28 protein-coding genes are annotated in these 26,994 nt (G+C 64.7%); 8 read left to right on the forward strand and 20 right to left on the reverse strand.

The window, feature by feature from the left end; genetic code table 11:
- Nucleotides 1-25: 25 nt before the first annotated feature.
- Genes FHS03_RS25025 through FHS03_RS25060 form a run of 8 tightly spaced genes read right to left on the reverse strand, consistent with a single transcriptional unit; the run spans nt 26 to nt 5,449 of the window.
- Complete coding sequence (locus FHS03_RS25025) at nt 26-409, reverse strand: hypothetical protein (RefSeq protein WP_183443627.1); 384 nt, start codon at nt 407-409, stop codon at nt 26-28.
- A complete protein-coding gene (locus FHS03_RS25030; protein WP_183443628.1) occupies nt 406-915 on the reverse strand; it encodes a hypothetical protein in 510 nt (169 codons plus the stop codon). Before FHS03_RS25030 ends, FHS03_RS25025 begins: the two co-directional genes overlap by 4 nt.
- A 39-nt stretch (nt 916-954) precedes the next feature.
- Nucleotides 955-3,042 carry a type III secretion system export apparatus subunit SctV gene (sctV, locus tag FHS03_RS25035; protein WP_183443629.1) on the reverse strand — a complete coding sequence of 696 codons (2,088 nt, stop codon included), beginning with the start codon at nt 3,040-3,042 and terminating at the stop codon, nt 955-957.
- A gap of 9 nt (nt 3,043-3,051) precedes the next feature.
- Nucleotides 3,052-3,333, reverse strand: a complete 282-nt coding sequence (locus FHS03_RS25040) for a hypothetical protein (RefSeq protein ID WP_183443630.1) — start codon at nt 3,331-3,333, stop codon at nt 3,052-3,054.
- Nucleotides 3,266-3,790: a hypothetical protein gene (locus FHS03_RS25045; protein WP_183443631.1), complete on the reverse strand. Its 525-nt coding sequence runs from the start codon at nt 3,788-3,790 to the stop codon at nt 3,266-3,268. Before FHS03_RS25045 ends, FHS03_RS25040 begins: the two co-directional genes overlap by 68 nt.
- Complete coding sequence (locus FHS03_RS25050) at nt 3,787-4,119, reverse strand: hypothetical protein (RefSeq protein WP_183443632.1); 333 nt, start codon at nt 4,117-4,119, stop codon at nt 3,787-3,789. The genes FHS03_RS25045 and FHS03_RS25050 overlap by 4 nt, the downstream gene beginning before the upstream one ends.
- Nucleotides 4,116-4,634: a hypothetical protein gene (locus FHS03_RS25055; protein ID WP_183443633.1), complete on the reverse strand. Its 519-nt coding sequence runs from the start codon at nt 4,632-4,634 to the stop codon at nt 4,116-4,118. Before FHS03_RS25055 ends, FHS03_RS25050 begins: the two co-directional genes overlap by 4 nt.
- An 11-nt stretch (nt 4,635-4,645) precedes the next feature.
- Complete coding sequence (locus FHS03_RS25060) at nt 4,646-5,449, reverse strand: hypothetical protein (RefSeq protein ID WP_183443634.1); 804 nt, start codon at nt 5,447-5,449, stop codon at nt 4,646-4,648.
- Between the two features lie 203 nt (nt 5,450-5,652).
- Here FHS03_RS25060 and FHS03_RS25065 point away from each other — a divergent pair, with 203 nt between their 5' ends.
- Entirely contained in the window at nt 5,653-6,267 is a 615-nt protein-coding gene (locus tag FHS03_RS25065; protein WP_229426410.1) for an RNA polymerase sigma factor, read from the forward strand.
- Nucleotides 6,268-6,307: 40 nt separating this feature from the next.
- Here the strand turns inward: FHS03_RS25065 and FHS03_RS25070 are convergent, their stop codons facing one another.
- From FHS03_RS25070 to FHS03_RS25100, 7 genes are all read right to left on the reverse strand, one after another.
- Entirely contained in the window at nt 6,308-6,736 is a 429-nt protein-coding gene (locus tag FHS03_RS25070) for a hypothetical protein (protein WP_183443635.1), read from the reverse strand.
- Nucleotides 6,737-6,850: 114 nt separating this feature from the next.
- The gene (locus FHS03_RS25075) at nt 6,851-8,380 is read right to left on the reverse strand and encodes a class I SAM-dependent methyltransferase (RefSeq protein WP_229426411.1); all 1,530 of its coding nucleotides are present in this window, start codon (nt 8,378-8,380) and stop codon (nt 6,851-6,853) included.
- Nucleotides 8,377-9,957 carry a class I SAM-dependent methyltransferase gene (locus FHS03_RS25080; RefSeq protein ID WP_183443636.1) on the reverse strand — a complete coding sequence of 527 codons (1,581 nt, stop codon included), beginning with the start codon at nt 9,955-9,957 and terminating at the stop codon, nt 8,377-8,379. The genes FHS03_RS25075 and FHS03_RS25080 overlap by 4 nt, the downstream gene beginning before the upstream one ends.
- Nucleotides 9,958-10,178: 221 nt before the next feature.
- Nucleotides 10,179-11,834 carry a hypothetical protein gene (locus FHS03_RS25085; RefSeq protein ID WP_183443637.1) on the reverse strand — a complete coding sequence of 552 codons (1,656 nt, stop codon included), beginning with the start codon at nt 11,832-11,834 and terminating at the stop codon, nt 10,179-10,181.
- A 33-nt stretch (nt 11,835-11,867) separates the two neighbouring features.
- The gene (locus FHS03_RS25090) at nt 11,868-12,023 is read right to left on the reverse strand and encodes a hypothetical protein (RefSeq protein ID WP_183443638.1); all 156 of its coding nucleotides are present in this window, start codon (nt 12,021-12,023) and stop codon (nt 11,868-11,870) included.
- An 8-nt stretch (nt 12,024-12,031) separates the two neighbouring features.
- Nucleotides 12,032-12,244, reverse strand: a complete 213-nt coding sequence (locus FHS03_RS25095) for a hypothetical protein (RefSeq protein ID WP_050412552.1) — start codon at nt 12,242-12,244, stop codon at nt 12,032-12,034.
- A 103-nt stretch (nt 12,245-12,347) separates the two neighbouring features.
- On the reverse strand, nt 12,348-12,500 hold the full coding sequence (locus FHS03_RS25100) for a hypothetical protein (protein WP_183443639.1): 153 nt from the start codon (nt 12,498-12,500) through the stop codon (nt 12,348-12,350).
- 248 nt (nt 12,501-12,748) lie between these two features.
- Between FHS03_RS25100 and FHS03_RS25105 the strand changes: the two genes are divergently transcribed.
- Nucleotides 12,749-13,108 (forward strand): hypothetical protein, encoded by a 360-nt coding sequence (locus FHS03_RS25105; protein ID WP_183443640.1) that lies wholly within the window; start codon nt 12,749-12,751, stop codon nt 13,106-13,108.
- A 110-nt stretch (nt 13,109-13,218) separates the two neighbouring features.
- Here the strand turns inward: FHS03_RS25105 and FHS03_RS28475 are convergent, their stop codons facing one another.
- Nucleotides 13,219-13,344 carry a hypothetical protein gene (locus tag FHS03_RS28475; RefSeq protein ID WP_260110724.1) on the reverse strand — a complete coding sequence of 42 codons (126 nt, stop codon included), beginning with the start codon at nt 13,342-13,344 and terminating at the stop codon, nt 13,219-13,221.
- 250 nt (nt 13,345-13,594) lie between these two features.
- Between FHS03_RS28475 and FHS03_RS25110 the strand changes: the two genes are divergently transcribed.
- The gene (locus FHS03_RS25110; RefSeq protein WP_221208258.1) at nt 13,595-14,578 is read left to right on the forward strand and encodes a phytanoyl-CoA dioxygenase family protein; all 984 of its coding nucleotides are present in this window, start codon (nt 13,595-13,597) and stop codon (nt 14,576-14,578) included.
- 83 nt (nt 14,579-14,661) lie between these two features.
- On the opposite strand, the gene FHS03_RS25115 is transcribed toward FHS03_RS25110, so the two are convergent.
- Both FHS03_RS25115 and FHS03_RS25120 read right to left on the reverse strand, forming a co-directional pair.
- Nucleotides 14,662-16,926, reverse strand: a complete 2,265-nt coding sequence (locus tag FHS03_RS25115) for a hypothetical protein (RefSeq protein WP_183443641.1) — start codon at nt 16,924-16,926, stop codon at nt 14,662-14,664.
- A gap of 359 nt (nt 16,927-17,285) precedes the next feature.
- Nucleotides 17,286-17,669: an ankyrin repeat domain-containing protein gene (locus tag FHS03_RS25120; RefSeq protein ID WP_183443642.1), complete on the reverse strand. Its 384-nt coding sequence runs from the start codon at nt 17,667-17,669 to the stop codon at nt 17,286-17,288.
- Nucleotides 17,670-18,100: 431 nt separating this feature from the next.
- Here FHS03_RS25120 and FHS03_RS25125 point away from each other — a divergent pair, with 431 nt between their 5' ends.
- The 5 genes from FHS03_RS25125 to pepA (FHS03_RS25145) all read left to right on the forward strand — a co-directional run bounded on the left by FHS03_RS25125 (nt 18,101) and on the right by pepA (FHS03_RS25145) (nt 23,219).
- On the forward strand, nt 18,101-18,892 hold the full coding sequence (locus FHS03_RS25125) for an N-acyl amino acid synthase FeeM domain-containing protein (protein ID WP_229426413.1): 792 nt from the start codon (nt 18,101-18,103) through the stop codon (nt 18,890-18,892).
- A gap of 2 nt (nt 18,893-18,894) precedes the next feature.
- A complete protein-coding gene (locus FHS03_RS25130) occupies nt 18,895-19,791 on the forward strand; it encodes a ThiF family adenylyltransferase (RefSeq protein ID WP_183443643.1) in 897 nt (298 codons plus the stop codon).
- Complete coding sequence (locus FHS03_RS25135; RefSeq protein ID WP_183443644.1) at nt 19,788-20,864, forward strand: nitroreductase family protein; 1,077 nt, start codon at nt 19,788-19,790, stop codon at nt 20,862-20,864. The genes FHS03_RS25130 and FHS03_RS25135 overlap by 4 nt, the downstream gene beginning before the upstream one ends.
- 389 nt (nt 20,865-21,253) lie before the next feature.
- Complete coding sequence (gene pepA / locus FHS03_RS25140) at nt 21,254-22,078, forward strand: flocculation-associated PEP-CTERM protein PepA (protein ID WP_183443645.1); 825 nt, start codon at nt 21,254-21,256, stop codon at nt 22,076-22,078.
- A gap of 304 nt (nt 22,079-22,382) precedes the next feature.
- Entirely contained in the window at nt 22,383-23,219 is an 837-nt protein-coding gene (gene pepA / locus FHS03_RS25145; protein ID WP_183443646.1) for a flocculation-associated PEP-CTERM protein PepA, read from the forward strand.
- A 256-nt stretch (nt 23,220-23,475) separates the two neighbouring features.
- On the opposite strand, the gene FHS03_RS25150 is transcribed toward pepA (FHS03_RS25145), so the two are convergent.
- Both FHS03_RS25150 and FHS03_RS25155 read right to left on the reverse strand, forming a co-directional pair.
- Complete coding sequence (locus FHS03_RS25150; protein ID WP_183443647.1) at nt 23,476-25,086, reverse strand: serine hydrolase; 1,611 nt, start codon at nt 25,084-25,086, stop codon at nt 23,476-23,478.
- Between the two features lie 32 nt (nt 25,087-25,118).
- Complete coding sequence (locus FHS03_RS25155) at nt 25,119-26,975, reverse strand: M1 family metallopeptidase (protein WP_183443648.1); 1,857 nt, start codon at nt 26,973-26,975, stop codon at nt 25,119-25,121.
- Nucleotides 26,976-26,994 lie beyond the last annotated feature (19 nt).

The raw sequence follows: 26,994 nt of genomic DNA on the forward strand, positions 1-26,994 counted from the left end.
CGGCGTCCCCTGGTTCCGCCGCCGTTCAGACGCCCAGATCCGTTTGCAGCAATGCCAGCAGCGGGGCCGAACCGTCTTCGCTGCTCGTTGCCGGATCGAGCGGGTCCCAGTCCGGATTATCGGCATTCAGCAGCGCGCCGCAGATAAGCGCCAGGGCCAGTTCCGCGCGTTCCTCCGCGCGGCCCTGGCGCTGCCTTGCCGCGCCGCGCAGCATGACCAGATCCATGCCGCCGCCAGGCAGGGGCGGCGGCGGGCCGGCGGCGGCCAGCATGCTCTGGGCCGCGTGCAGCAGGTCGTCCATGCAGCGGCAGGCCTGCTCCTGCAAGCGCCGCAACTCGGCGGCGCGCAAGGGATCGCGCGCGGCCGTCTGCAACGCCGCCATGGCCTGCGCCTGCATCTGGCTGTTCACGCCTTCTCCTGCGGCGCGGCGGCATGCCCGGCCTTCGGCTTCAGATGCGCCTGCCCTTCATCCGGCTGGGCCACTTCGCCGCTTTCGCTCTCGCCTGGCAGCGCATGCATATCGTCTTCATCCTTCTGGGAATCCACGGCCTGGGCGTCCAGCAGCGCCAGGCTGTTTTTTTCTGCCGCCTCCATCAGCATGCGCACAATGGCGCAGGTGGCATCCAGCGCGCCCACGGCCATGCCGATCTGACTGAGGACCGGCAGCTGGCCCCGCAGCAGACCCACGATATTCTGATGCAGCGCCTGCGCCTGCACGGCGCCTGCGCAAAAGCGTTCCAGCGCGGCGCTCAAGCGGGCTGGCTGGAAGTTGTTCAGCTGCTTGCCGATCTGCTCGCGCAGCGCGCCGGAGCGGCTATGCACCATCGGCGCCACCTCGCGGGCGGCAGTGGCCAGCGCCGCGCCGGCGTTGCCCATGGCCGAAGCGATGCCGCCGGATAGGCGGTTAATTGTCATTGCACGTCTCCCTCAGTCTGCCGGTGCAGGATCGCTGCTTCAAACCTCGATCATGCCGACCGGCTGGATTTTCAAATGCTGCGTCAGTTCCGAGAACGCGAATACCGGCACCGGGAAGAATTCCTCCTCGATCAGCTTGCGCACGGAGCGGCGGATATCGGCCGCCGTCACCAGCACCGGCGGCGCCACCGGCGAGCTGACGCTGTTCGACAGCTCGCCCAGGCGGTTCAGGATCATCTGCTCGGTTTCCGGTTCGATATCGAGATAACTGCCCTGGCTGGTCTGGCGCATGGCGTTGCGCAGCATATCTTCCAGTTCGGGCGACAGCAGGATCACTTCGATCAAGCCGTTGCGCGCCACTTCGAAGCACAGCTGCCGCTTCAGGGCCAGCCGCACATAGTCGGCGATCACGTCCGGGTCGCGCTCCTTGGGCGCCCAATCCAGCGTGGTTTCCAGCAGCAGGCGGGCATTGCGCAGCGAAACGCCCTCGCGCGTCAGGCGCTGCACCACCTCGGTCAGGCGCGGCAAGGTCACGGCTTTGCCCACCTCCTTGCCCAGTTCCGGGTAGCGGCGCTCGGCCCAGCGCGTAAAGCGGATCACCTCGTTCACGCCGACGAACATTTGGCAATTGCGCAGCATCTCCACTTCGATATCGCCGGAGAAGACGGCTTCCCAGCGCTGGAACTGGACGCCGGCGGCGGCCAGCGCCGCCTCGTCCTCGATGCGCACCCAATTGCGCTGGCGGCGCGAGCCGGCGATGAGCGCCGCTTGCGCGCTAAAGCCCAGCTCCTCCAGACGGGAGGCCGCCTCCTGGGTCACGCCCCAGCCGAGGCGGATCTCCTCGTCCACCAGCGGCACTTCCGCCATCAGGAACAATACCCGGCCTTCCGGCACGGCGGGGTGGAAATCGAATTCGATCGGTTTCAGGTCGGGAATGCCGCGCCGCTCCAGCATGCCGTTGCGCATGACGCGCACCGCGACGCGGATGGCTTCCGCTTCCGGCGTGCCGCGCATGGATTCCGGCATGCGCAGGATGAAGGGCGTGGTGGCGGAAAAATTGGTCAGGTCGACGATGCTGGCGTTCTGCTTTTCCTTTTCCACGCTCGCTCTTTCGCGCTCGGCGTCGGCCAGCGGCTTAAGAATGCCCACCATGCCGGAGACGGCCAGTCCCAGCGCGAGGATCAGGAAGACGGCCATCGGCATGCCGGGAATCACGCTGAACAGGAGCATGATCGCCGCCGTGGTCAGCAAGGCCTTCGGCTCCTTGAACAGCTCGGCGACGATGTCCTGGCCGATATTGGTTTTCTCGCCATCGCCGTCGCCGCCGACGCGGGTGGTAATCATGCCGGCGCCGAGGGAAATCAGCAGCGCCGGAATCTGGGCGATCAGCGCGTCGCCGATGGTCAGGATGGAATACACCTGCATGGCCTGGCCGGCATCCATGCCGCGCTGCACGATGCCGATGGAAATGCCGCCCACCAGGTTAATGGCCACGATGCAGATGCCGGCAATGGCGTCGCCCTTGACGAACTTCATGGCGCCGTCCATGGCGCCGTGCAGCTGGCTTTCCTGGCCCAGGTGGGCGCGTTTTTCCTTGGCTTCCTCCGCCGTCAGCAGGCCCGCGCGCAAATCGCTGTCGATCGACATCTGCTTGCCGGGCATCGCATCGAGCGAGAAGCGGGCCGACACTTCGGAGACGCGCTCCGAACCCTTGGTGATGACGATGAACTGCACCACGGTCAGAATCAGGAAGATCACCAGCCCCACCACCAGATTGCCGCCCACCACGAAATTGCCGAAGGTTTCGACAATATGGCCGGCATCGGCTTCCAGCAGGATCAGGCGCGTGGTCGAGACGGAGATGGCGAGCCGGAACAGGGTGGTCAGCAGCAGCACGGCGGGGAAGGTCGAGAACGCCGTCGGCCCCGGCATATACATGGCGACGATCACGATCAGGGCCGAGGCCCCGAGACTGCAGGCGATCAGGATGTCGAGCAGCCAGACGGGCATCGGCAGCGCCAGCATGAAGACAATGCCGATCACCAGGCCGGCCGCGAACAGCTCGGCGCGTTTGGCGAGCTTTGCCGCGATCCCGTTCAGGAACAATACGATGGCCATCGACTGCATATGGTTTCCTTATGCCGGCTGGCGCCGTTTAATCAGGTCGAGACAGGACGCCAGCGGCCCTGTCGCACTGCCGCTGCCGCCTTGCGCCAGGCCATAGGCCGCGCGCAGGACGTTCAGATCGGCCGGGTAGCCCAGCTCCACGCCCGCGAAGCCGGCCAGCAGCAGCAGGTGCCGCTCGCCCGGCCACAGGCCGAGGCAGGCGCGCGCCAGCGCATACGCGTCTTCATGCTGCATGGCGCCGATGTGCCCCCACACCAGGCCGATGGCCACCGTCAGTTCCCCCGCCATCATCGTCCGCTTCCCGCTCCCTTGCATCGTCGTCTCCTTGCGCCAGTGGTAAAGCCCGGTCCGGCTCGCCGTCGCTGCGCCGCATTTGCTGCCAGCGCAGCCGCATCTGCACCGCCTGCTCCACGATGCGGATCGCATCGAGATACGTGCCGCGCGCTTCCTGCGGCTCGGCCAGGGCCTGCTCCAGCAGCAGCTTTTGCAGGCCGCGCAACGGCGGCAGCGGGTTGCCGCGCCAGACCGGATTATCGAAGCTGAGCGGTGCGCCAATGCTCTGGCTCAGCATCTGCAGCTTGGGGTCGGGACCGGGTCCCGGCGGCGGCAGCGATAAGGCTTCCTCGCCGGGCTGCAGCAGGGGCCGCGACTTCGGCGTCGGCAGGGCCGCCGTCAGGCTGTGGATTTCGGCGTCGTGCAAGCCTTGCTGGCCCAGGCCGGACACCTCATTGGAACGCGTCCTGATCACAGCAGCAGCTCCTCGGCCAAAGCCCAATCGTCTTCATCGAGGGCCGCCGCTTCGCTGTCGGAACAGCGGCGGACCAGATACCAACTGCCATCGTTGAACAGGGCCGGCAGCCAGGCGCCGCAGCGGCGCACATCGCTGCCGCGGCGGTGCAACAGGGCCGCCGCCCGCAGCGTCCGGCCCGCCGGCAAGCCGACGGCCACCAGCGCCCCCTGCTCCTGGGGATAGACGAACAGGCGCAAGCCCGCTTCCGTCGTCGCCGCCGCCACGGCGTCGTGCAGCCGGGCCTGCGCCAGCAGATGGGCGCACAGCGTGTTTTCTCCGTAGTTCATGGTCGGCCTCCCGGTGCCCTCTGTTTTTCGGCGGCGACGCGCGCCATGATCGACTCGCGCCATTGCAGCTCCTGGCGCTCGGCCTTGCTCAGCAAGGTCGGCAACTCGGAGCGCGCGCTCTGGGCGTGGCGCTGCAGCTCGTCCAGCAACTCGCGCCGCGTCAGCAGTTTTTCCGCCGGCCACAGCGTGGTCGGCAAGCTTTCCATCGCCACGCGCAGCAGCCCCCAAGCGCGGCAACGGGCGGCGGCACTGAGCCGCCTGGCGTCGCCGATCTGTCCCATCAGGGCGGTGGCCTTGGCCTTGCCCCAACCGGTTTCGGCCGCCGTCAGCAACAGCACCGCCAGCGCGGGCACGTCGAGCAAAGCCACCATCTGCGCCTGGTCGGCCAGATCGCGCCGCAAGGCTTCGGCAATGCCGAAGGCCGATTTAACGATGGTAAATGCGCTGGCGTCCGACATCGTCAGCCAGTAGCGCCCCATGCTGCGCTGCGGATTGCGCCGCAAATCCGATCTCATGCCGCCTCCTTTTAAAATCCCGTCATCATGCGCGAACGCAGGCTGTCCATGGCCGACATGCAGTGTTCGGCGCCGAAGTTGCGTATCAGGGCTTTGAGCATGGTCAGCGCCGTCAGCGGCGCATCCTGGTTGCCCTTCTGTTTTGCGCCGATCAGGAAGCGCATCTCGCGCGTCGACGGCAGCGGTTCGCTGTCGGCCATGACTTCCAGCGCGCCATGCAGATCCTCGGTTTCCTGCAAGGCCTTGCGCAAGGCGCCCGAGCTGCGCTGCATCATGTCGCTCATCATTTCATTGAGCGCGCCTTTCAGATTCTTTTTCTTATAGGCGCTCAAGCCGTCCAGGCCATCGACATCGCGCGCGGCTTCCAGCAAAGCGTTATAGCTTTGCACCGGATCGAAGCGCTCGGCCAGCATGGCTTCGGCGGCGGCGCGGCCATCCTGGCTGCTGTCCTGGCGCAGCAGGTCGAGCGTGCGGCGCACCGGCTGCCAGTCGTCGCGCTCGTCGTCGTCGCTCTCCTCCTTCGCCTGCACCTGCGCGGCCTTGCCGCTTTGCTGGGTGCGCGGCCGTTCGCGCGGCTGTGGACGCGGCGCCGGACGCGGGCCGGTCGAGGCCTGGCGCTGCGCCAGGGATTTTTTCTGGTAGTGCAGGTCGCGCATGCCGGCTTCGGCGTCGATCGCCTCCTGCGGCTTCAGCTCGACCGCAGCCGGTCCGGCGGCACGGCCCGGACGCAGCAGCGGCAGCGGCGCCTGGCCCGCCAGGGGCGGCGGCAGCTCCTGCGGAGCGGGGGTATAGGTGTTTTGCTGTACGCTTTTCATGCAGGATCAGTGGCGCCCAAGGCCGGCCTGGTTCCGTGCCGGACGGCGCCGGCGGCAAGCGCTTTCCTCAACTTTTTTCAAAGTCTCATCAATGTTCAAGGAAGTACGACATCGCGCCCGGCCCCTGCTATCTTGACCCGGACTAAAGCCAGGACTGGCCATGCCCTGTCCTCCAATCCATTCAAGACCCGTGGGAGATTCTCATGCTTCAGACCATGCTCGCTGCCACCGACACCCTGCACCTCCGCCACGCCGGCGCGGCGCCCGTGAGCGCCAGGATATACACCTTGCACGACCAGCCCGTCGCCGCCGTCTCGCGCAGCATCGATCTGGAGCAGCTGTATGCCAAACACCGCGTGCATCTGCTGCGCTTTGTGCAGCGCTATCTGGGCAACCAGAGCGACGCCGAGGATGTGGTGCAAAACACCTTCGTGGAAGCGATGCGTTGCGTCGATCACTTTTCCGGCCTGTCGAAGCCATCCACCTGGCTGTTCGGCATTGCGCTGAACCTGGCGCGCAACCAGGTGCGGCGCAATTGCGCCGACCGTTACGAGGAAATCGACGACAGTTTTCTGGAGCAGATCGTCGACAGCCACGCCGACCCCGCCCTGCAATGCGAGCTGCACCAGATGGCCGGCCTCGTCGACAGCCTGCTCGCCGATCTGCCGGCGCCGATCCGGCATACGTTTGAAGCGGTGCTCGATGGGGAAATGAGTTATGACGCCGCCGCCAAGGAACTGGGCATCCCGATCGGCACCGTGCGTTCGCGCGTGTCGCGGGTGCGCGCGGCGGCGCGCCGGCAGTGCGGCCTTGACTAAAGTCTTGCGGAAGACCGGGGCGGCATTCCCGCGCCGGGCATCAACAGGGCGCCGGCTGGTCCAGCAGCATGCCGGCCTGCCAGGCCTGGGCCAGGTCGGCCGTGTCGAGCATGGCGTCCATGACGCTGCGCTCATCGCGGAACGCGGCCAGCGCCATCCTGCGCACCACGATATGGCAGCCTTCCTCGTCATGCCACAGGCAATCGAAGCCGTCGCCGTCCATGCCGGGCCGCGCCTGCGCGGTCTGGGCCGACGCGGGCAGCCGCGGCAGGCGCACCGAGATGTGCAGGCAGTCGCCGCCGGGACCCGCGTCCACCGTGGCACGCGCCACCGCGCCGCCCAGTTGCAGCTCCAGCACCGGCGGCACGGCCGCGTCCTGCCCCGCCAGCGCGCATAGCTCCGCCAGGAGCTGCAGCAGCGCCTGGCGGGAACCATCAAGTGGTCGGCTTGCGGGGGAATCGGATGGCACGGGGCGGCCTTCTATCGTCGATGCGCGGGCGGAATGCCGGGCCGGACCCGACGCCGGCCGGCACCGGGGTATTTTACCAGCGCGGCGGCGGCGGCCGCGCCGGAGCGGCGGCGCTTACAGCATGTCCAGGCTGCGCCAGATCGGCAGCCGGTGTTCCAGAATGGCCGCCACCGTGCACGGCAAACCTTCACGCAAGGCCTGCAACGCCGCTTCGGCCGCGCTACCGGGGACGCAGACTGCCAGGTGGGCGTGCAGCAGCGCCGCCACCTGGCGGCACACCGCTTCGCGCTCCGGCGGCGTGGCGGCCGGCGCCTGCGCCAGGCAGTGGTAGACCAGGCGCTGGGCCAGGCCCGAACGCAGGCCGCCGCCCAGGCGCGGCGCGGCAAGCGCCTGATAGTGATCGCTCAGCGTGGACTGGGCCGCAATCGCCCGGTTCAGGCGGTGCGCGGGCGCGGCGTCGCTGCGCGCGTTCTCCAGGAAGAAGCAGGTGGCCTGGCCGGCCGCCACCAGCTGCGTGGCCATACGCGCCACCGCCGCCAGGCCGCCCGCCTGCCGCGGCGCCAGCTCGGCGAACGAACGCGGCCCGGCGGCCAGCGCGGCCAGCACGTCCTCGGACTCAGCGGCCGCGGCGTCGGCCGTGCCTTGCCCCGCCGGCGCCGCTTCCGGCACCGCCGTCAGCACCAGTCCCAGTTGCGCCAGCCATTGCGCCTGGCGGGCCGCGCTCATGCGGCGCGCGCCGCGCACATAGACGTCCTCGCGGAAGCTGGTGTTCAGCAGGTAGTCGCGCACCGTTTCGCGCCAGCGGGCGTCGGCGACGCCCTCCATGACGGCTTGCTGCTGCGGGCTCAGCTTGTCGCCGAAGGCGCGCGCCAGGCTGGCCGGGCCGATGTAATCGAGTTTGGCCTGCGCCAGTTCGGCGGCGACGTCGGCGTGATAGCAGGGCTGCCAGCCGCTGTTCAGGTATTCATGCGCCAGGTAGCCCGCCTTGTCCTGGGCCAGCGAGGCCATGCTTTGCTCGAGCTGCGGATTGTCGTCGAAGTAGGCGGCGCCGGCCTGGGCCAGCTGCTGCGCCAGCGCATGCGCCTGGCGCAATTGCTGGGCGCGCGGTGCCGGGTAGCTGTTCGCATGGTCGAGCAACAGCCGCTGCAGCGGCAGGATTTTGCTCCAGCCGGGCATGGCGTTGTAGTTCACGTAGACGATGCCGCCCGGCTTCAGGTAGCGGCGGATGAAGGCCACCACGCTGGCGCGGTTGGCCGGCGTGATCCAGCTGTACACGCCGTACATGGTGATGTAATCGAGCGGCGGCAGATCCACCGCACCGGCCGCCAGATCGGCGAAGCTGCATTCGAGGTGGGTCATGTTTTCAAGCTGCGCTTCGTCCGCCAGCTGGCGCGCGCTCGCCACATGGGCCGGATTGAAATCGTTGGCGAAGAAGCGGCCGCGCGGATGGCTGGCGGCGAGGATATTGGCCGTCAAGCCCATGCCGGCGCCCAGCTCGAAATAGGTGAAAGGGCGGCCGGACGGCAGTGGTTCCACGCCATTCAGAATGCAGGCGATATTCAGGTGGTCCGGCCCTTGTTCCGGAAAGAAGGCCGCCGGATAGTCGATGTCGGCCACATAGCCGTCGCTCCAGTTCATCATCATGGTCCTTTATGGTTGGTGGTCAGCACGCCAAGCTGGCGCCAGACCGGCAAACGCAGCGCCAGGATGGCGCGCACGGCGCTGTCGACTTCGCGCCGCCGCACTTCGGCGGAAGCCGGTTCGCAGCCGTCGCGCTGCACCGCCTGTTCCTGCCGCTCCAGCGAGCGGCAGACATGCGCGGCGAGCTGGCCCGCTTCGGCCCCGGCGCCCAGCGCGTGCAGGGCGCCGTGCACCAGGCGCTGCAGCAGCGGCGTCTTGACGCCACCACCCAGCAGCGGCGCGGCCAGCGCGCGGTAGCGGCTGTCCTCGCAGGCGCGTTGCGCCAGCACCGCGTTCAGCCGGCCGGCGGCAGCGCCGCCATCGCCACCGGCGGCGGGCGGCGCGCATACCGACACCTGCTCGGAATCGACCAGCAGGCTGGCCAGACGCGCCACCTCCAGCACGCTTTTGCCGCGCAGGGCAGGCAATTGCGCCAGTTCGTGCACGGTGCGCGGCCCCTCGGCCAGCGCATCCAGCATGGGATTAAACAGCGCGTCTTCCAGCTCGACCGCGCCGATGGGCAAGTTCAGCGAGAGCACGGCATGCTCGCGCACGGCGCTCAGCGCCAGGCGGCAACGCCCCAGCCAGTCCGCCTGGCGCAGGGGATGCATGCGGCGCGTGCCGCGCACAAAGATGTCGCGCCGGAAGGCCGTGTTCATCAGCACGTCGCGCACCGTCTCGCGCAGCGCGGGCAGCGTCTGTTCCTCGAGCAGGGCGCGCTGCGGCGGCGTCAGATAGCGCGCCGGCAGATTCCAGCACAGATCGGCCGAGCTCACATACTCGAGCCGGGCATCGGCCAGGTCGCGCGCCACGTCGGCGTGGTAGAGCGCGTCCCAGCCACGGTTCAGGTATTCGTGGGCCTGATAGCGGCGCGACTCGGGCGTGCTTTCCTGCAGCCCTTTCAGGTGGCGGCGCAGGGCCGCGCTGTCGTTGTCGGCGAAATAGGCCGCGCCCGCCTCGCGCAGCTGCGCCACGTGGCTGGCCGCCTGCGTCAGCTGGCGCGACGGTCCGCCCGCCTGCAGGCTGGTATGCTCCAGCAACAGGCGCTGCAAGGGCAGGATGCCGCTGCAGCCGGGCAAGGCGTTGTAGCTGACGTAGACCACGCCGCCCGGCTTCAGATACCGTTGTATGAAGCGGACGATATGCCGGCGGTTCTCCTGGTTCACCCAGCTGTACACGCCGTGCATGGTGATAAAGTCCAGCGGCGGCAGCGCGACGGCGCCGGCCGCCAGTTCGGCGAAGCTGTTTTCCAGCCATTGCACATTGTCCAGGCCCGCCTGGCCGGCCAGCGCCTGCGCGGCAGTGATTTGCGCCGGGTTGAAATCGGCCGCGTAAAAGCGTCCGTGCGGATTGCTGGCCGCCAGGATCGCGCTGGTCAGCCCCTGGCCGCAACCGAGTTCGAACGCGGTGAACGCGCGCTCCAGCGGCACCGGTTCGACCCCGGCCAGCGCGCACGCGAAATTCAGATGGACCGGACTTTGCTCGCGGAAGTAGTCCGCCAGATAGTCGATGCCATCCACATAGCCTTCATGCCAATCCATGCAATCTCCTTGTGGCCGGGATCAGCCCTTGCGTGCCAGGCGCCGGATGCGGTGCCAGTTAAAGCGCTCGTCGAGCGCCGCCGCGGCGTGCGCGCGCTGCGGCGCGTCACCGTTCGATATCTCTGCCATACTGAGCTCCCTGTTGAATGGCCGGCGCGCCAGGCGCCGGTTCTGGCAGGCGGCGCCGGAACGCCGCCTGCACGCTAGCGCCGGGGGCGCACTCAGGCGCTGATGCGGCCGTCTTCGATCGCTTCGTCGTAATCGCCCTGGCTCAGCAGACCATCATGCTTGCCGGTGGTGGCCGATTCCAGCGATTTGAACAGCTCGCCATTGTTTTCCAGCATTTTCTGCGCCGCCAGTTGGACTTCTTCCGGCACCTGCTTGGTCTTGCCATCCTTGTCGGTGAAGTAGCCGGTTTCGGCCATCTGCTTGATCTGGTCAATGCCCAGCAGGCTGATGTCGTTGTCCTTCTGGAAGTCGCGGATGGTTTTGGCCGCGCCCGAACGCGACGGCAGATCGGCGCCCTCGTCCAGCTCCTCGTCCAGTTCCAGCGTGATGTCGACCCGGTGCGGACCATTGCTGCCGGTGTTCTTGCTGATGGTGCCATCCTTCAGCGCTTCGTCGTAATCGCCCTGACCCAGCAGGCCGTCGTGCTTGCCATTGCTGGCCGACTCCAGAGACTTGAACAGCTCGCCATTGTTTTCGAGCATCTTCTGCGCCGCCAGCTGGACTTCTTCCGGCACCTGCTTGGTCTTGCCATCCTTGTCGGTGAAGTAGCCGGTTTCGGCCATCTGCTTGATCTGGTCGATGCCCAGCAGGCCGATGTCGTTGTCCTTCTGGAAGTCGTGGATGGTTTTGGCCGCGCCCGAACGCGACGGCAGATTGCTCTGGCCATCCAGATCGTCGAGTTCCTCGTCCAGTTCGAAGCTGATCTCCACCTGATGCGAGCCACGGCTGCTGCCGCGGCTGATGGTGCCATCCTCCAGCGCTTCGTCGAAGTCGCCCATGCCGAGCTGGCCATCGTGCTTGCCGTCGGTGGCCGATTCCAGCTTCTTGAACAGTTCGCCGTTATTGGCCATCATCGCGCGCGCCGCATCCTGCACCTCTTCCGGCACCTGGATGGTCTTGCCGTTCTTGTCGGTGAAGTAGCCGGTGTCGGCCATCTGCTTGAGCTGGCTGACCGACAGCAGGCCGATGTCGTGCTCTTTCTGGAAATCGTTGATGGTCTTGGCGGCGCCGTAGTCGCTGGGGCGGTTGGTCGAAATATTGCCGCTCATGATGGCGGTCAGGAAGTCTTCGCGCGAAATGCCACGCGGACGGTGCGTATGGCCGTCGTCGCCGTTGCGCGAAATGGTGCCATCCTTGATGGCTTCCTTGTAATCGCCCTTGCCCAGCTGGCCGTCGTGCTTGCCGTCCGTGGCCGACTCCATTTTCTTGAACAGCTCGGCGTTATTGGCCATCATCTTTTGCGCCGCCAGCTGCACCTCTTCCGGCACCTGAATGGTCTTGCCGTTCTTGTCGGTGAAATAGCCGGTTTCGGCCATCTGCTTCATCTGGCCCACCGACAGCAGGCCAATGTCATGCTCTTTCTGGAAGGCGTGGATGGTCTTGGCCGCGCCGGACTCGGACGGCAGATTGTGCCCGCAGTCGCCCAGACCCAGGCTATGCTTGGCCCTCTCCTTCATCCAGCCCGGCAGCGGCAGATCGTCGATGGCGTCGGACAAGGCATCGCGGCTGTGGCCGCCATGCCGGTGGCCATGTTCGATATCGCACGATTCCGTGCCCGGCGGTTTGCCGTGCACATGAAAGCCGCCGACGCGGAACGAGGGGTCGTTGTTGAAGGTGGTGGTGATGGTGGTGGTGATCGTGTTGGACATGCGGGTTTCCTTATAGGGTAAGTGAATGCGCGCCTACAGCGCCGACTGCGTGACCTCTTCCGCCTTCTTGATCAGCTTGGTGAACACCGCCACATTGTTGATATCGCTTTTGGCTGCGCTGACCTCCTCCATCTGGCGCCGCGCGTGCATGCTGTCGTCGCGCCCCGGCCTTAATTTCACGTCGGACATGGAAGCTCCTATTGCTGATCGTTGATGGTCTTGGCCATGGTGTTAAAAACCTTCAGCTTGGCCAGCGAGGTGGCTTGCTGCGACACCCACAGCTGAAATTCCATCGCCTCCGCGGCGCCCTGCTGGGCCGCCCGGCCGATGGGCGTGGCAGTGGTCTGGTCCATGCTCTGGCCCGGACGCGGCTGGGAGCCGCCGGACAAACCGTTTTGATAACTGCTCATTTCGTCCTCCCGTAAAACACTGCGCGCCGCCGTGGCGACGCAAGAAAGCAATGAAGGCGGAGCACAACACCCCGCCTTCATCGCCCGAGCGCTGTAAAGCGGCTTAGATCAGGGACAGCGAATTGTCCTCGCCCGCCTTCTTCATCTTCAGCTTGGCGTTATTGGCATTCAGCGCGCTTTTGGCTGCTGCCGTTTCTTCCTGATCTTCAATGCCCTGTTGCGCGCCTTGACCTGCCGAACGTCCGACCTTACCCATAGCTAGCTCCTTTGATTAAGTTAGTGTTGCCGCCCTGCGAAACTGCATCGCCGCGGTAACGATATGTGGAGGCGCAAGCGGCGCCGGTTCCATGGCCGGCGCCGATATCGCATTCCGGCCTGGACGGTGGAACCGTTTGCCCTGGCCAGACGACCTATCGAGGCATCGCGCGCCCGGCCTTGTCCGCGGCGCGCGCGCCGGCCCTGGCATGCCATGCGCCGCTTTCCCTCCACCACAAAGGATCCAATATGAACATCAGTTTTCGCTCATCCGACCCATTCGGTTCCATGCCACCCAGCACGGAAGGCTTTAAGGAAGGCTTGAAGGACAAGAGCACGGAAGACCTGGTCAATATGCTCAACAAGGGCGGCTTGAACGAAGCCCAGATGAAGGCCGTCGGCCAGGAACTGGCCTCGCGCCTGAAATCCGAAGGCAGCGAAGAAACCGGCGGCAGCGGCGGCGGTGGCGAGGAGGACGAACTGCAGAAGCTGCTGAAGAAGCTGCAGGACGGCACCATCACACCGGAAGAACTGAAGAAGCTGACCGGCCTGCTCAAAGAAGCCGAAAACAAGGGCGAAGAAAAACCGGAGGATATCCAAGGCGGCTAAGCGGCAAGCCGGCACCAAGGACAGGGGCCAGAAACGGTGAATACCGTTTCTGGCCCCTGTGCACATCCAGGCGGGCCTGCGGCGGCAAAGCCGCAGGCGTCCCTCCGGCGTCAGACCTTGCTGTCATCCTCCGGCTTTTTTTTCGGCGCCAGCGACATCAGCTTGCCAACGCCATTGGCGAGATCGGCAAGAGCGCCGCCACCGGCTGCGAGCATGGGCAATATAGGCATGGGCATGAATAACTCCTTCAGTCAAAGCACGGTCAATTCCGTGCGGGGTTGGAATGATGCGGATAAGAGGTGCAGGTCCGCGCACGCGGCCCGAACCCGCCTCCCGCTATCAGTGGCATCGGCGGCCCGCTCTGTTCCATCGTCTGCCCCGGCGGAACCGTGGCCGCCACCGGCGCCACCTATCGCCAGGCCTGGCCGGCGCGCGCAAGCACCGGCCTGTCAGCGCTTGCCGGCGTTCCCCACCTGAGACAAACCTATGCATTTTGCCGAACCCCATCCGCCCGCACCGCCTTCACCGCTGGCGCACGCCGGCCAACTGGCCTTCTGGCTGGAGCTGAATCCCGATCTGGACATCAGCGCCACGCCGCTGGCACGTCCCGCCCCCACCGTCCTGCCCGCGCTGCTCGATGGCCGTCCCCATGCCGCCGAGGCCATGGCCGAAGGCTATTTCCAGACCGCGTCCGTGATTCCGCGCAGCCACGCGGGACGCCTGGCGCAGGCGATCAGCGGCCTGGTGCAGCGTGGCATCCCGCCCGTCTTCTGCATGGTGTATGACGCCTTCTGGCAGATGTTCGCGCCGCTCGATCCGGTCCTGCGCCAGCTGCTGGGCGAGCGCTATCAGATGATGCCCACCGATATCTGGGCCTGGCATGTGCCGGCGCGCGAAGGCGCCAGCGGCTGGGGGCCGCACCGCGACCTGCCGCATCCCGAGGCGACCGGCGCCGACGGCCGGCCGCGCCTGGTCAACATCTGGCTGCCGCTGACCGACGTCGGCCCGGCCAACGCCTGCATGTATGTGCTGCCGCAGCACCTCGACCCCACCCTGGGCGCCGATGGCGCGGCGCGCGAACTCGATCTGAGCGACTGGCACAATATCCGCGCCCTGCCCGCCCAGGCCGGCACGGCGCTGGGCTGGAATACCCAGGTCCTGCACTGGGGCGGGCGCTGCAGCACGCAAGCCAGCCAGCCGCGCATCAGCGTCGGCGTCTATTTCCACAACCGCGACTGCGATCTGCACCAGCTCAATCCCGACACCGCGCGCAACGGCTTCAGTTCGGTCGATTTCTGGCCGGGCCTGCACCTGCCGTTCGAGATGCGGCTGCAGGCCATCGCCGGCGCCATCTATATGTATAACCGCCGCATCCCGGACGACTTCCCCGACACCTGGGAACACATCTTCCAGTTCGCGCGCCAATACCGGCGCAACGCCGATCAAGGCGAGCTACGCCGGACCTCCTGAAGCGCCGTCCCAGAAACAAAAAGGCCCCGACCGGGGCCTGCCAACTGCAGGAGCGCGCCACGGCGCGCTTGCCGGGCAGCCGCCTACGTTTCCATATCGGTGTCCGCCACATCCGCCATCACGATGCTATGATTGGTTGGCGCCATTCCCATCGCTTTCATCGTCCGGCGGTATTCATGGGCAAACGGCGCCAGGCCCCGGTCGGTTTCACCAATCGCCCCAAGAATCTCGCTGAGCTGCCCACCCGCTCCCTCCGTTTTGCAGAACAAGCGCACCGTCCCATAGTTGTTGCGGTCGGCCCCTCCCTGCTCATTTTTCAATCCGCTCGATACCAAATACAGGGCCTCGGCCATGCCTGCATTTTTGAATTGCATCAGAACGTCATGCATCTGCTTCGTAGTGGCGCTGGTGGTGTCGATAATCCATGCCTTCGCTTGCGGAAATTGCGCAGCAAGTTCCGGGGCTTGCCCAGTAGGCCCCTGTCCGTTGTTCACGCAAGCATTGATATCCTTGATAAAGATGTCCGCTGTCGCATATTCCTGACTGGCCGTGACACTCTTCACCTCATCGCCGATCACCTCTTCCGTTTCATAATAGGGGCGGTCATAGGCAATGCTCTTGGGCTTCGCATCCGTCGCATCGGGAAAGAGGATCTTTACGGCCGATTGCGTCGATGCAATCAGACTGCGCATGCCATTGTGGGTAATTACTTTTTTTCCCCGCATGCCGACGCCTTGCGTATCGGGGATTTCCACATCCGAATCACTGCCATATCCGCCCTCAGTGTGGGGAGAAAGCGCCTCCATCTTCTCCAATGTGTGAATCATCAGCAATTGATTGGCCAGATCCAGCGAGCGCGCGATGTCCGCATTGGCCGGATCCAGGGTCAACGCCAGTTTGCTCATCTGGGTTCTGGTGCCGTCATCCCGCGCGGAACCGGCAATGTTCTTGAAGTTGGTACGGAAATCACTCAGGTACTGCCCATATTCTGCGGCCAGCGCATCCCGGCCGGCGCCGGCATCCTGACTGGCGGCAGGCGTGGCGCCGGTATCCTGGCTAGCGGCAGGCGTGGCGCCGGTATCCTGGCTAGCGGCAGGCGTGGTGCCGGCGGCGGCGGCAGTATCCTCGGCAGCAATATCGTAGGACGGAACGTCTTCGATGCGGGTGCTCACCGACTGGTCTTCGGCGACGGCGACTTGATCCAGCAGCGCTTTCAACGACGCATGAATTGGCCCGCCAGGAGTCACGACCTCCGCGGCACCTCGATGCATATGAAAGGATCCGGAATCGATGAAGTTTTTCGTATTCAAGGTACGTACGGCGGAATAGATCAGCCGCTTACCTGTCGATTCCACCCGGGTAAATGCCAGCTCCAGAATATTGTTCGCCGCTCTTAAACCAGGCTCATGCTTCGAATTGCACAAGCCATTGATTTTATCGAGCACCACGTCGTGCCTTTGGTCGAGCGAATTCTGGAATGTCCGCAGCTCCTGCTCGAGCTTCTTCAATGCACGGACATGGGCTTCGGCATATACCGGTGGCATCATTCCCAGATTGAGGCGGAAGCTGCCGGCCGTGGCGGCGGCCGATGGCGCCGCGTGCCCAAAACTGGAGCGTTCAACCATGGCGGTATGCAAACCCATTTGCGCCGCCTCGGCGTTAACCAGACCGAGATAGTGGCTCATCAAAAACTCGGTGAACGAATTCCGCCCGGCATCGGGTGCCTTGCTTGTCTTGATAAAGTCTTTCGACAGCAGTGTCCGCGCATCGAAATTAACCATGACGGCGGGATAATCGTTATAGGCGCCCACCTGTAGCATCGTCAACCCGCGCAATTCTCCAGCCACATATTTCGCCGTATTGCTTCTGTATTTCAGCGATGCATCGTAGAGCTTGCTCGTCTCTGCGCTGATCGCTTGGCTGCGCTCCCCGACCGACAGGGCAGTAAAGGACTTGCCCAGTTTATGCAGCAACAACGTCGAAGCATTGGGGACCTGGCCCAGATTTGCTGGATACGACTTCTTCTTCGCGGTGTCGGTCACCACCAGGCCCTGCACCGCTTCCTTCGCCGTCCCTTTGATACTGCTGACTAAATCGTGATCGAAACTGCGCGAATAATGGCCCGCATGCGTTTGCTGGCCGGCAAAAATAGCGAGGCCGGATGATCCGGCGTTGAATGAACTGGCCAGACATAGCGTCCGGTTCAGCATTGCCGAGGCACTGCGCACATGGTCATTCGCACTGACCGCAAAGACGTCCCTCCGGGCCGAAATATGCGCCCCGGCATCGATGAGCGTCTTCGCCAATGGCGCGCCGATGGTCACCGGCATCTCCAGGTGGGCACGCATGGTACTCCCCTGGTGCCGCTTAAGGGCTCTTTCGGCGGCAGCATCTGACGGGGAAGACGCCAGTTCGGCGCTCGGCGATCGGGCGCGCTTATCGACTGGCGCGTCGATATCCATCGCCTGGGAAGAGTTAGGGGAAGCTGAGTGTATTGCGCTGAACATATCTGGCCTCTTATGGATGAACAAGAACGTCGCGCTCCCGGCGCAATGCGGGGGAATGGAGCTGGGTCCAGGACGTTATTGTTTGAGTGCGGCACCAACCGAAAAGAGTTCCCTATTGCGAATGCGAGGGGCAGGGATGGGCAACGCAGGGGAGGCAGGCATCAGCGTGCGTGGCCGCACGGCGCAAGAAATGCAGCCGCTCAGGCCGGATGGCGGCGGCGCGCCAGCATGTCCATGATGGCGACCATGCCGCTGTCGCCCACTTCGCGCGCCACCTCGGCCGGGGAGACGCCGTCGGCATTTTGCACGGCCACATTGGCGCCGCGCAGCAGCAGGAAGCGGAGGAATTCTTCGCTGCCTTCGCGGATCACGCGAAACAGCGGGGTTTCGCCGGCGCCGCCCACGCTGTTGATGTCGGCGCCGTGCGCCAGCAGGGTGTCGATGGCGTCCTTGTTTTGCCAGGCGCTGGCGGCATGCACCGGCAGGTCGCCGGAGACGGCGCGCATATTGACGTCGAGCTCCCGCCCCGCGAATTCGGGCAGGGTGGACACTTGCTGGAGCAACGCGCTCAGATCGTTCTTCATGGGATCTCCAGAAAAAGCCGGCACAACAATCGGTTTCGAAGGGATTAATATTGCCAAAGGGCAATTATAGCCAAAAGTGTTGGGTGGAATCTATCGAAAACTCACTCGGTCATGATATTTGCTATGAACTCTCAAGCCACTTACTTGCAGCATGCCTGCAAATCATTCGTATCAGTTTTGAAATATTGCATTCCATGAAGAAATAACAATTCCCCGTCTCTCAGAGGGAAAGCCGCCGCCGCCGCGACGCAAGCGAGCACGGCGGATACACGCCGGGCAGCGCCCTTGTTCGGCTGCCGGGGCCATGCCAGTATATTGTCAAGACGTCTTGCCAATTTTGCAGGATAGCGGCCGGCCCAGGCAGCCGGCCGCCGTCTATTTCTGTCTGCCGTGTCGCCTAACCGTCGCGGCTCTCTGAGGAGACTCCGGCCATGACCCGCCCCCCTAACGCCGATACCGCCAGCGCCGCCGACCATGCCGGCGGCGCCATCCTGTCCCCGGACGCCGACGCGCCGCCGCAGCAAGGCTTGCAGCGCGATGATTTCGAACAGGCCGCGAGCCAGCAGGAAAAGCCCGATCTGGTGGGCGACGAGCAATTCTTCGGCATCCGCCTGGTCGATACGCCCGACGGGCGCAACAAGGCCAGCATGCTGATCAGCAAAATGTACGCGTGGCGCGGCCTGGAGGGCGACCATGGGCTGACGGAAGACCCGAACCGGGTCACGCTGATGGCCCACCGCAAGGGCGAGCCGGTCGGCACCTTGACCCTGGGCCTCGATTCCACACGCGGCCTGCTGGCCGACCAGTTGTTCCAGGAAGAGATCGACGCCTACCGCGCACGCGGCGCGCGTGTCTGCGAGTTCATCAAGCTGGCCTTCGATATGGACGGCCAGTCGCGTCCCTTCCTGGCGGCCCTGATCCACCTGGCCATGATGTATGCGCGCGATATCCATGAATGCGAGCAGCTGTTCATCGAAGTGACACCGCGCCACAGCGGCTTTTATCAGCAGATGATGGGCTTCACCCAGTTGGGCGACGTCAAGGTCAACCCGCGCGTCAATGTGCGCGGCGTGTTGCTGCGCCTTGACCTCGCGTATATGAAGGAGCAGGTCGAGCTGTATGGCGGCAAGGGCGACCAGGCCGAGGGCGTGCGCTCCTTCTACCCGCTGTTCTTCTCGCCGCGCGAGGAAGCGGGCATTATCAACCGCTTGAAAACGATGTGATCATGGCCGAATCCCACCAGCCCTCCCCCGCCTTCTCTTACGAGCGGGCGTTTTCCCGCAATATCGGCTGGCTCACCACCGCCGAACAGGCCACCTTGCGCGGCAAGCGCGTGGCCATCGCCGGCTCGGGCGGCGTCGGCGGCTACCATCTGCTGACCCTGACCCGGCTTGGCGTCGGCTCCTTCCACCTGGCCGATTTCGACAGCTTCGACATCGTCAACTTCAACCGCCAGGCCGGCGCCTTCGTCTCGACCCTGGGCCAGCCCAAGGTCGAGGTGGTGGCGCGCATGGCGCGCGACATCAATCCGGAGCTCGAACTCAAGCTCTTTCCGCAGGGCGTGAACCAGGACAATCTGGGCGAATTCCTCGACGGCGTGGACGTGTATGTGGACGGCCTCGATTTCTTCGCCTTCGACGCGCGCCAGCGCACCTACGCCGAATGCGCGCGGCGCCGCATCCCCACCACCATGGTGGCGCCGCTGGGCATGGGCGCGGCCTGCCTGAACTTCCTGCCGGGGCAGATGACGTTCGAGGAATTCTTCGGCTGGGGCGACCAGTCCGAACTGGAGAAAGCCCTGCGCTTCCTGGTCGGCCTGGCGCCGGCCGGCCTGCACCGGCCCTATCTGGTGGAACCGTCGGCGCTCAATCTGGCCGAGCGGCGCGGCCCTTCGACCGATATGGCCTGCCATCTGTGCGCCGGCGTGGCCGCCACCCAGGCGCTGAAGATGATGCTGGGACGCGGCAAGGTGCTGGCCGCGCCGCACGGCACGCATTACGACGCCTACCGCGACAAGATGGTGCATACCTGGCGGCCCGGCGGCAACCGCCATCCGCTGCAATGGCTGATGCTGCAGCTGGGACGGCGCAAATACGCCAAGCTGCTGGCGGAGCAGCTATGAGCGCGCCGCGCATCATCGAGCAGATCCTCGACCTGGCGCGCTGGGCGCCCAGCGGCGACAATGTGCAGACGCACCGCTTCGAAATCCTCGACGAGCAGCATGTGCGCATCCACGCCAGCGACACCAGCGCCCACTGCGTCTACGACCTGGACGGCCACGCCAGCCAGATCGCCTTCGGCGCGCTGCTGGAAACCATGGCCATCGCCGCCAGCGAGCATGGCTGGCGCATGGACTTCACGCGCCAGCAGCGCGCGCCCGAATTCGACAGCGAGTTGATTTTCGACGTGGCGTTCACGCCCCAGCCCGGCCTGCAGCCCGATGCGCTGATCCCCAGCATCGCGGTGCGCGCCGTGCAGCGTCGCGCCATGCGCACCCGGCCGCTGTCGCCGGCGGAAAAGCAGGAAATGGAAGCGGCCGCAGGAGCAGGCTACCGCATCCGCTGGCTCGAAACGCCGGGCGAGCGCTGGCAGGCGGCGCAGCTGATGTTCCATAACGCCAAGCTGCGCCTGACCATGCCCGAAGCGTTCGAGGTGCACCGCCGCATCATCCACTGGGGCGTGTCGCACAGCGAGGACCGCGTGCCGGACCAGGCCCTGGGCGTGGACGCCCTGACCCTGCGCCTGATGAAATGGGCCATGGCCAGCAATTGGGGCCGCATGGCGACCATGAACACCCTGTTCGGCACCTGGCTGCCGCGCCTGCAAATGGATTTACTGCCCGGCCTGCTGTGCGGCGCCCATTTCGTGCTGCAGGCGCGCCAGCCGCTGCGCAGCATCGACGATCACGTGGCGGCCGGCCGCGCCGTGCAGCGCTTCTGGCTGACCCTGACCAGGCTCGGCCTGTTCATGCAGCCGGAAATGACGCCGCTGATTTTTGCCCGCTACATCGCCGAAGGCCGCGCCTTCACGCGCGAGGCCGCGGTGCAGGCGCGCGCCGAGCGCCTGCGTCCGCAGGCCGTGGAATTAATGGGCGGAGAAAATGCCAACGCGGTATTTATCGGCCGCCTCGGCGCCGGACCGGCGCCGGCCGCGCGCGCCGTGCGCAAACCCCTGGCGGAATTAATGCAGCGCTGAAGCGCTATTCCAAACCTGATTTTCCCGCATGCTGGCCGGGATTAATTGCAGATTAATCCCGGCTTTTTCACGGCCCTGGCCAGCGGGCGCCGCCAGGCCAAAAAGCATGCTAACCTGTGCAATATTGAGCAACTTACAATTTGCAAGTTATTGATTTTCAAGAGAAAAGTTAAAAAATGGGTGTCGGATAACTTTACACTTAATGCCATAGTGCATTTATTACCAAAGTGAAAGCCAGTGATAAGTCCTTGTTTTCAATAAAATAACATAATCGTGGCATAGGAATTGCTTAAGGCTGTTGGTGACACTGCGTCAGGGACGTCACAAATCTTTATCTCTCATCGGATAAATACCTTTTCAATACTCACGCATAATCACTGGAGATATACATGCAAGCCCTTACCCAACGAATCCGCGTCCTGGCCGCGCAGGCACTGGTCGCCGCCGGCGCCCTGGCAGCCTTCGACGCAGCGGCCGCCCCGGTCTTCACCGTCAACCCCAATGCCAACGGCGGCGTGCTGACCAATAACGGCGGCTCCTTCGAAGCCACGGCCATCAACGGCTTCTCCTCGAACCGCATCGTCAACACCACCGGCACCAACTACACCGCCAATGGCTACATCGTCTTCAACGGCTTCTCGCTGAACAGCGTGCCGGTGTCGACCGCGCTGAGCCGCGTCAACCTGGACTACGGCCTGTACGCCACCTTCAGCCAGACCTTCAACTGTTCCGGCATCCTGGCCCCGGGCGTGAAATGCCAACCGACCTCGCTGACCCTGGACCTGTATGGCGATCCGGGCAACGACAACACCTACCAGGTCGCGTCGGTCGGTGCCGATCCCACCGTGACCAAGGCCGGCGCCCAGGTGCTGCTGGCTTCGGCCAATGTGGTGTATGAAGGCGAGGGCGGCCTGAGCGAACAAGGCGGCGCCTACCAGAACGTGAACATGAACTGGCTGATGACGGCCGAAGGCAAGAACTACTTCGCCGCGCCGATCCCCTTCTACTCGGCGTCCTTCGCGGCCTTCAACAACACCTCCCAGGGCTTGAGCTGCGATGTGGCGAACTGCGTCGGCGCCAAAATCGTCGCCATCACGTCCGAAGCCGGCATTCTGGACTTCAACGGCAAACGCGTGCCGGAACCAGGCGCCCTGGCCCTGCTGGGCATCGGCCTGATGGGTCTGATCGCCGCCCGCCGCAAAAGCCTGATCTGATCGTCTAATTCGCAGGCCACGGCCCGCAGCGCGCCTTGCACGGCGGCTGCGGGCCGTTTGTTTTGGGTCCGCCGGCCGCCTGCGTTTCTCCTGCAAGCGTTTGATTCAAAAGGTGAAACATGAAAGTTACTGCCGGAAATATTTACACCTTTTGAGAAAACGCAAACATTGCAATTTGCAAGTATTGTCTAAGCCATTGTTTTCAATCATGCCAGCTGAGCTAGGCATGCTACTTGCTCAAAATAAATCGTGGCCCGGCAGCACAACAGCCATTGGCAATCCGAAGGATCCCTGTATTGGAGGCATGATGCCGATCTCATCCAAACGCATCCACGTCCTGGCCACGGCCGTCCTGCTGGCGGCAGCCACCAGCGCTGCCGCCGCACCGGTCTTCACCATCAACCCCGGCAAGAATAACGGCCTGCTGAGCAAGGCCGGCAAGGCCTTCGAGGCCAGCGCCCTGAACGGCTTTTCCTCCAACCGCATCGCGCATACCGGCCAGGGCAATCAATACACCTCGGACGGCTATATCGTCTTCAACGGCTTTTCGCTCAACAGCATGCCGGTCTCGACCGCGCTAAGCCGGGTCAATCTGGACTATGGCCTGTACGCCACCTTCCACCAAAGCTTCCACTGCGACGGCATGCTGGCGCCGGGCGTGCGCTGCCAGCCGACGGCGCTGACCCTGGACCTGTACGCCGACCCGGACAACGACAACAGCTACACGGTCGCCACGCTGGCGTCCGCCGCCCGCGTCGGCGCCAAGGGCGCGCAGATCCTGCTGGCCTCGGCCAACGCCATGCTGGCCGGCGTGGCGGGATTGGACAGCATGGGCGGGGCGTTCGAGAATGTGTCGATGAGCTGGCTGCTGAGCGCGGCCGGCAAGGAATATTTCGCGGGCGGCAAACCCTTCTACGGTATTGCCAACGCCGCCTTCAACAATACCTCGCAAGGTTTGCAATGCGATGCGGCCAAGTGCAAGGGCGCGCGCGTGATCGCCATCACCTCGGAAACGGGGATTCTGGACTTTCAGCAAAAGGTGCCGGAGCCAGGCGGACTGGCCTTGCTGGGCATCGGCCTGATGGGGATGGGACTGGTGCGGCGCCGGCTCAGCGCGATTGCAGACGGCTCATCAGGGTGAGGAAGGCATACAGGCCCAGTCCGAGACAGGCGCAAACGATAAGGATGGAGTACAGCAGTTCAGTCATTCTTGATCCGTGATGAGCCAAAACAGGGCGCGGCGGCAGCCCGCTTGTGCGAAGGCAATATTATGCTGCATTTGCACATGAAGAAGTCTATCGGAAATCCACATTTCCTTGCGTTTCGCTGGTTTTTCTTATTGCAATGCGCAAAAAAAAGGGCCGCGCGAGCGGCCCTTGATGGCATTCCGCTAACTTTTATTTCGTCTTGCCGGCTTTCACGGGCGTGAAGGCCAGGTCGGCGAAGTCATAGCTGAAGTCGGTTTCCATGGAGACCGGCGCCATCTTCATGCGCTCGATGCTGCCGTCCGGGTTCAGGGCGAACGTCACGTAGGCGTCGGCGTTGAAGTTGCGCTCTTTCCAGCGCACGATGAAGGTGTCATGCTGGAAGTGTTCGAGCTCGCCCACCAGGTCGGGCGTGCGGTCGAAGCTCAGCAGCTGCTTCTTGCCGTCCTGGCGGATGGTGACGGTGCCATACCAGGCATCCTTGTAGGCGCCGTTATAGGCGGCCAGGGCCAGCGAAGGCTGGGACTTGGCGGCGCGCGCGGCGACCGCCTTCTTCTGCTTGTCCAGCTCTTCCTTGTGGCTGTCTTCTTCCTGCTTGGCGTAGATCTTGATCCAGTCGCTCGGCGCCGCGCCCATATAGTGGTCGAGAATGCGCCATTGCAGGGCCGTCATCGAGGCGCCGTTTTCGGCATTGGTGAAAATGGCCACGCCCAGCTTTTCTTCCGGCACCAGCAGCACGCGCGAATAGAAGCCCTGCAGCGCGCCGCCGTGCATGGCGATCTTGCGGCCGCGGTAGTCGCGCAGATTGAAGCCCAGGCCATAGGCGTTGAAATTGGGCTTGGTGGCGGCCAGCGCCGGCTTCGGTTCGGCGATCTTCATCGGCGTTTGCGCCGTCCACATTTCGCGCGCCTGGGCCGCGCTGAACAGGCGCTTCTCGCCATCGAGCTTGCCCTCGTTGAGCAAGGCCGTCATCCATTTGGCGATGTCCTCGGCATTGGTGTTGATGCCGACCGCGCCCACCGCGTTCGCCACCTGCATCGGCTTCACCACCGCGATTTTGCCGTTGATCTTGCTGTGCGGCGCCGAGTGGTCGGGCGAGCGCAGCATGGCGTCCACGCTGGTGGTGGTGGCGCCCATGCCGAGCGGGTCGAGGATGCGCGCCTGCATCGTCTCACCCCAGCTCTTGCCGGCCTTGTCGGCGATGATCTTGCCGGCCACGATGTAGAGCAGATTGTCGTAGGCATAGCTGTTACGGAAGCTGGTGGCCAGCTTCACATGGCGCAGGCGCTCGATGATTTCATCGGTGCTGAAGGTGGTGGTGGGCCACCACAGCAGGTCGCCCGCGCCCAGACCGAGGCCGCTGCGGTGGGTCAGCAGGTCGCGCACGGTGATGGCGCTGCTGACGTAGGCGTCGCTCATCTGGAAGCCGGGCAGGTGCTGGGTGACGGGATCGTCCCATTTCAGCCTGCCGTCGTCGACCAGCATGGCCAGGCCGGCGGCGGTGAAGGCCTTGGAGTTGGAGGCGATTTCGAACAGGGTCTTGCCGGTGACGGGAGCCGGGTCGCCCAGCTGGCGCACGCCGAAGCCCTTGGCGGCCAGCACCTTGCCGTCCTTGACGATGGCGATGGCCATGCCGGGCACGTCGAAGGTCTTCAGGGCCAGGTTGACGTCGGCGTCCAGGTCGAAGGCGGGAGCGGCGGCGGCCGTGCTGACGGCCGAAGGTTCGGGCGCGGCGGCCAGCGCCGGGGCGCCGGCGCCCAGGGCCAGCAGCAGCAAGGCGGCGAGACGGGTTTTCTGCAGCATACGCGTTTCCTTATCTATCGTTTATACCGCGTTTATACCGATTTCTTCATCAGCTTGTCCACCGAGGACTGGGTCTCGGGGTGGTAGCGCGGACGGGCTTTGGCGTACACCCCCTTGGCCCAGGCCTGGTCCTTCTCGTTCTTGAGCAGGGCGCCGTAGAGCGGCACCACGAACTTCTGGCGGCCCACGCTCATGAGGAAGGCGTTGAGCGGCTCGCGCACGTCGTAGCCCGCCTTGACCGACGCCAGGTAGAAGCGGAAGGCGATTTCGTTATTGCGGCTGGCGCGCAGGGCGAACGCTTCGTCCAGCTCCTTGAGCTGGACGGCGCTGGCCTTGCCGTCGATGTCGTTCAGGAAGTGCATCCATTCGGTGGCGTTCCAGGCCTTGGTGCTCAAGTCCTTGGTGGCGGTTTCGCCTTTCAGCCAGGCGTCGCGCTGGGCGTCGAGCGCGGCCAGGCGCGGCGACACGGCGCGCTGGGCGGTGGCCGGCACGCCGGGACCGTACAGCCATTCGGCCAGCTCGTTTTCGCCCATGATGTCGGGACGCTTTTCCAGCAGGTTCTTGCGCAGATAGGCCAGGAATTGCTCGGTGGTGGCCGACTGGAAGGCGTGCTGGTCGAACCAGCCGCGCAGGAAGGGATCAAAAACCTCGCGGCCGGCGCGCTGCTCCAGCGTGTGCAGGAGCCAGGCGCCTTTCGGATAGGCCAGGCCTTCATCGGTATAGGTGGCCGGATTCACATCGGCGTCGCGCGTGAGCAAGGCTTGCTTGGCGACGGGGATGTCCTTGAGCGAGGCAAACAGCTCTTCCTGTTCCAGCTGCAGGTTCATCTGCGCCACGTCGGCGCCGTACAGGCTTTCCACGATGCGGCTGGTGACGTAGGTGGTGAAGCCTTCGTTGAGCCACCAGTGCTTCCAGGAGGCGTTGGTCACCAGATTGCCGGACCAGGAGTGGGCCAGCTCGTGTGCGATCAGGTCGTTCAGGCTGCGGTCGCCCGCGATCATGGTCGGGGTGAGGAAGGTCAGGCGCGGATTTTCCATGCCGCCGATGGGGAAGGATGGCGGCAGCACCAGCATATCGTAACGCCCCCAGCGGTATTGGCCGTACAGCGATTCGGCGGCGGCGATCATCTTCTCGGTGTCGGCCAGCTCATAGGCGGCCGCGTCGATGCGCGCCGGTTCGGCGTAGACGGAGGAGCGCGGGCCGACGCTGCGCACATCGATTTCGCCGATGGCGATGGCCAGCAGATAGGCCGGCACCGGCTGCGGCATGCGGAAGTTCCAACCACCGACGCCGGTCGCTTGCGGATCGTTCTCGGCGCTCATCACCACGCGCAGGCCGGACGGCGCGGCGACGCGCGCGCTATAGGTGAAGCGCACGGCCGGCGTGTCCTGCACCGGCGCCCAGGAGCGCGCGTTGATCGACTGCGACTGGCTGAACATGAAGGGACGCTTGCCCGACAGGGTCTGCTGCGGCGTCAGCCACTGCAGGGCACTGGCGCCGGGCGCGGTGCTGTAATAGATGCGCACTTTTTCAGGCTGGCTGGAAAGGGCGATGCGCAGGGCGCGGCCCTTTTCGGCGTCGGGCTTGTCCAGCATATAGGAGGCGGCGGCCCAGCGGCCGGCCGCGTTCAGCACCTGCACCCGCGCGATCTTCAGGTCGCGCGTATCGAGCGCCAGGTTGCGCGCCGACTTATCGAGCCAGTTCAGGGTCAGCTCGGCGTAGCCGCTCAAGGTCTTGCGCGCAAAATCGGCTTTCAAGTCCAGGCGCAGATCGCTGGTGCGCACCTGGTCGTAGCGCGCGTAGCTGAGGGGATCTTGCGCGTGGGCGGCGAAGGCGGTCTGGATCAGCAGGGCGCCAGTCAATAGGCGCAGGGCAGGTTTTAAAGGCATATTCTCTCTTCCGTGATAG

It is taken from the genome of Pseudoduganella violacea, assembly GCF_014191875.1.
GTDB classification, from domain to species: Bacteria; Pseudomonadota; Gammaproteobacteria; order Burkholderiales; family Burkholderiaceae_D; genus Rugamonas; species Rugamonas violacea_A.

Bases quoted from the DNA above. Each gene is read 5' to 3' on its own strand.
- FHS03_RS25060 (WP_183443634.1), bottom strand. From the start codon at position 5,449: ATGAAAAGCGTACAGCAAAACACCTATACCCCCGCTCCGCAGGAGCTG.
- FHS03_RS25110 (WP_221208258.1), top strand. From the start codon at position 13,595: ATGCATTTTGCCGAACCCCATCCGCCCGCACCGCCTTCACCGCTGGCG.
- FHS03_RS25120 (WP_183443642.1), bottom strand. From the start codon at position 17,669: ATGAAGAACGATCTGAGCGCGTTGCTCCAGCAAGTGTCCACCCTGCCC.
- FHS03_RS25075 (WP_229426411.1), bottom strand. From the start codon at position 8,380: ATGATGATGAACTGGAGCGACGGCTATGTGGCCGACATCGACTATCCG.
- FHS03_RS25095 (WP_050412552.1), bottom strand. From the start codon at position 12,244: ATGAGCAGTTATCAAAACGGTTTGTCCGGCGGCTCCCAGCCGCGTCCG.
- FHS03_RS28475 (WP_260110724.1), bottom strand. From the start codon at position 13,344: ATGCCCATGCCTATATTGCCCATGCTCGCAGCCGGTGGCGGCGCTCTT.
- FHS03_RS25040 (WP_183443630.1), bottom strand. From the start codon at position 3,333: ATGATGGCGGGGGAACTGACGGTGGCCATCGGCCTGGTGTGGGGGCAC.
- pepA (WP_183443646.1), top strand. From the start codon at position 22,383: ATGATGCCGATCTCATCCAAACGCATCCACGTCCTGGCCACGGCCGTC.
- FHS03_RS25135 (WP_183443644.1), top strand. From the start codon at position 19,788: ATGAGCGCGCCGCGCATCATCGAGCAGATCCTCGACCTGGCGCGCTGG.
- FHS03_RS25080 (WP_183443636.1), bottom strand. From the start codon at position 9,957: ATGGATTGGCATGAAGGCTATGTGGATGGCATCGACTATCTGGCGGAC.
- FHS03_RS25150 (WP_183443647.1), bottom strand. From the start codon at position 25,086: ATGCTGCAGAAAACCCGTCTCGCCGCCTTGCTGCTGCTGGCCCTGGGC.
- sctV (WP_183443629.1), bottom strand. From the start codon at position 3,042: ATGCAGTCGATGGCCATCGTATTGTTCCTGAACGGGATCGCGGCAAAG.
- FHS03_RS25100 (WP_183443639.1), bottom strand. From the start codon at position 12,500: ATGGGTAAGGTCGGACGTTCGGCAGGTCAAGGCGCGCAACAGGGCATT.
- FHS03_RS25105 (WP_183443640.1), top strand. From the start codon at position 12,749: ATGAACATCAGTTTTCGCTCATCCGACCCATTCGGTTCCATGCCACCC.
- pepA (WP_183443645.1), top strand. From the start codon at position 21,254: ATGCAAGCCCTTACCCAACGAATCCGCGTCCTGGCCGCGCAGGCACTG.
- FHS03_RS25155 (WP_183443648.1), bottom strand. From the start codon at position 26,975: ATGCCTTTAAAACCTGCCCTGCGCCTATTGACTGGCGCCCTGCTGATC.
- FHS03_RS25055 (WP_183443633.1), bottom strand. From the start codon at position 4,634: ATGAGATCGGATTTGCGGCGCAATCCGCAGCGCAGCATGGGGCGCTAC.
- FHS03_RS25125 (WP_229426413.1), top strand. From the start codon at position 18,101: ATGACCCGCCCCCCTAACGCCGATACCGCCAGCGCCGCCGACCATGCC.
- FHS03_RS25065 (WP_229426410.1), top strand. From the start codon at position 5,653: ATGCTTCAGACCATGCTCGCTGCCACCGACACCCTGCACCTCCGCCAC.
- FHS03_RS25130 (WP_183443643.1), top strand. From the start codon at position 18,895: ATGGCCGAATCCCACCAGCCCTCCCCCGCCTTCTCTTACGAGCGGGCG.
- FHS03_RS25030 (WP_183443628.1), bottom strand. From the start codon at position 915: ATGACAATTAACCGCCTATCCGGCGGCATCGCTTCGGCCATGGGCAAC.
- FHS03_RS25115 (WP_183443641.1), bottom strand. From the start codon at position 16,926: ATGCGTGCCCACCTGGAGATGCCGGTGACCATCGGCGCGCCATTGGCG.
- FHS03_RS25090 (WP_183443638.1), bottom strand. From the start codon at position 12,023: ATGTCCGACGTGAAATTAAGGCCGGGGCGCGACGACAGCATGCACGCG.
- FHS03_RS25050 (WP_183443632.1), bottom strand. From the start codon at position 4,119: ATGAACTACGGAGAAAACACGCTGTGCGCCCATCTGCTGGCGCAGGCC.
- FHS03_RS25085 (WP_183443637.1), bottom strand. From the start codon at position 11,834: ATGTCCAACACGATCACCACCACCATCACCACCACCTTCAACAACGAC.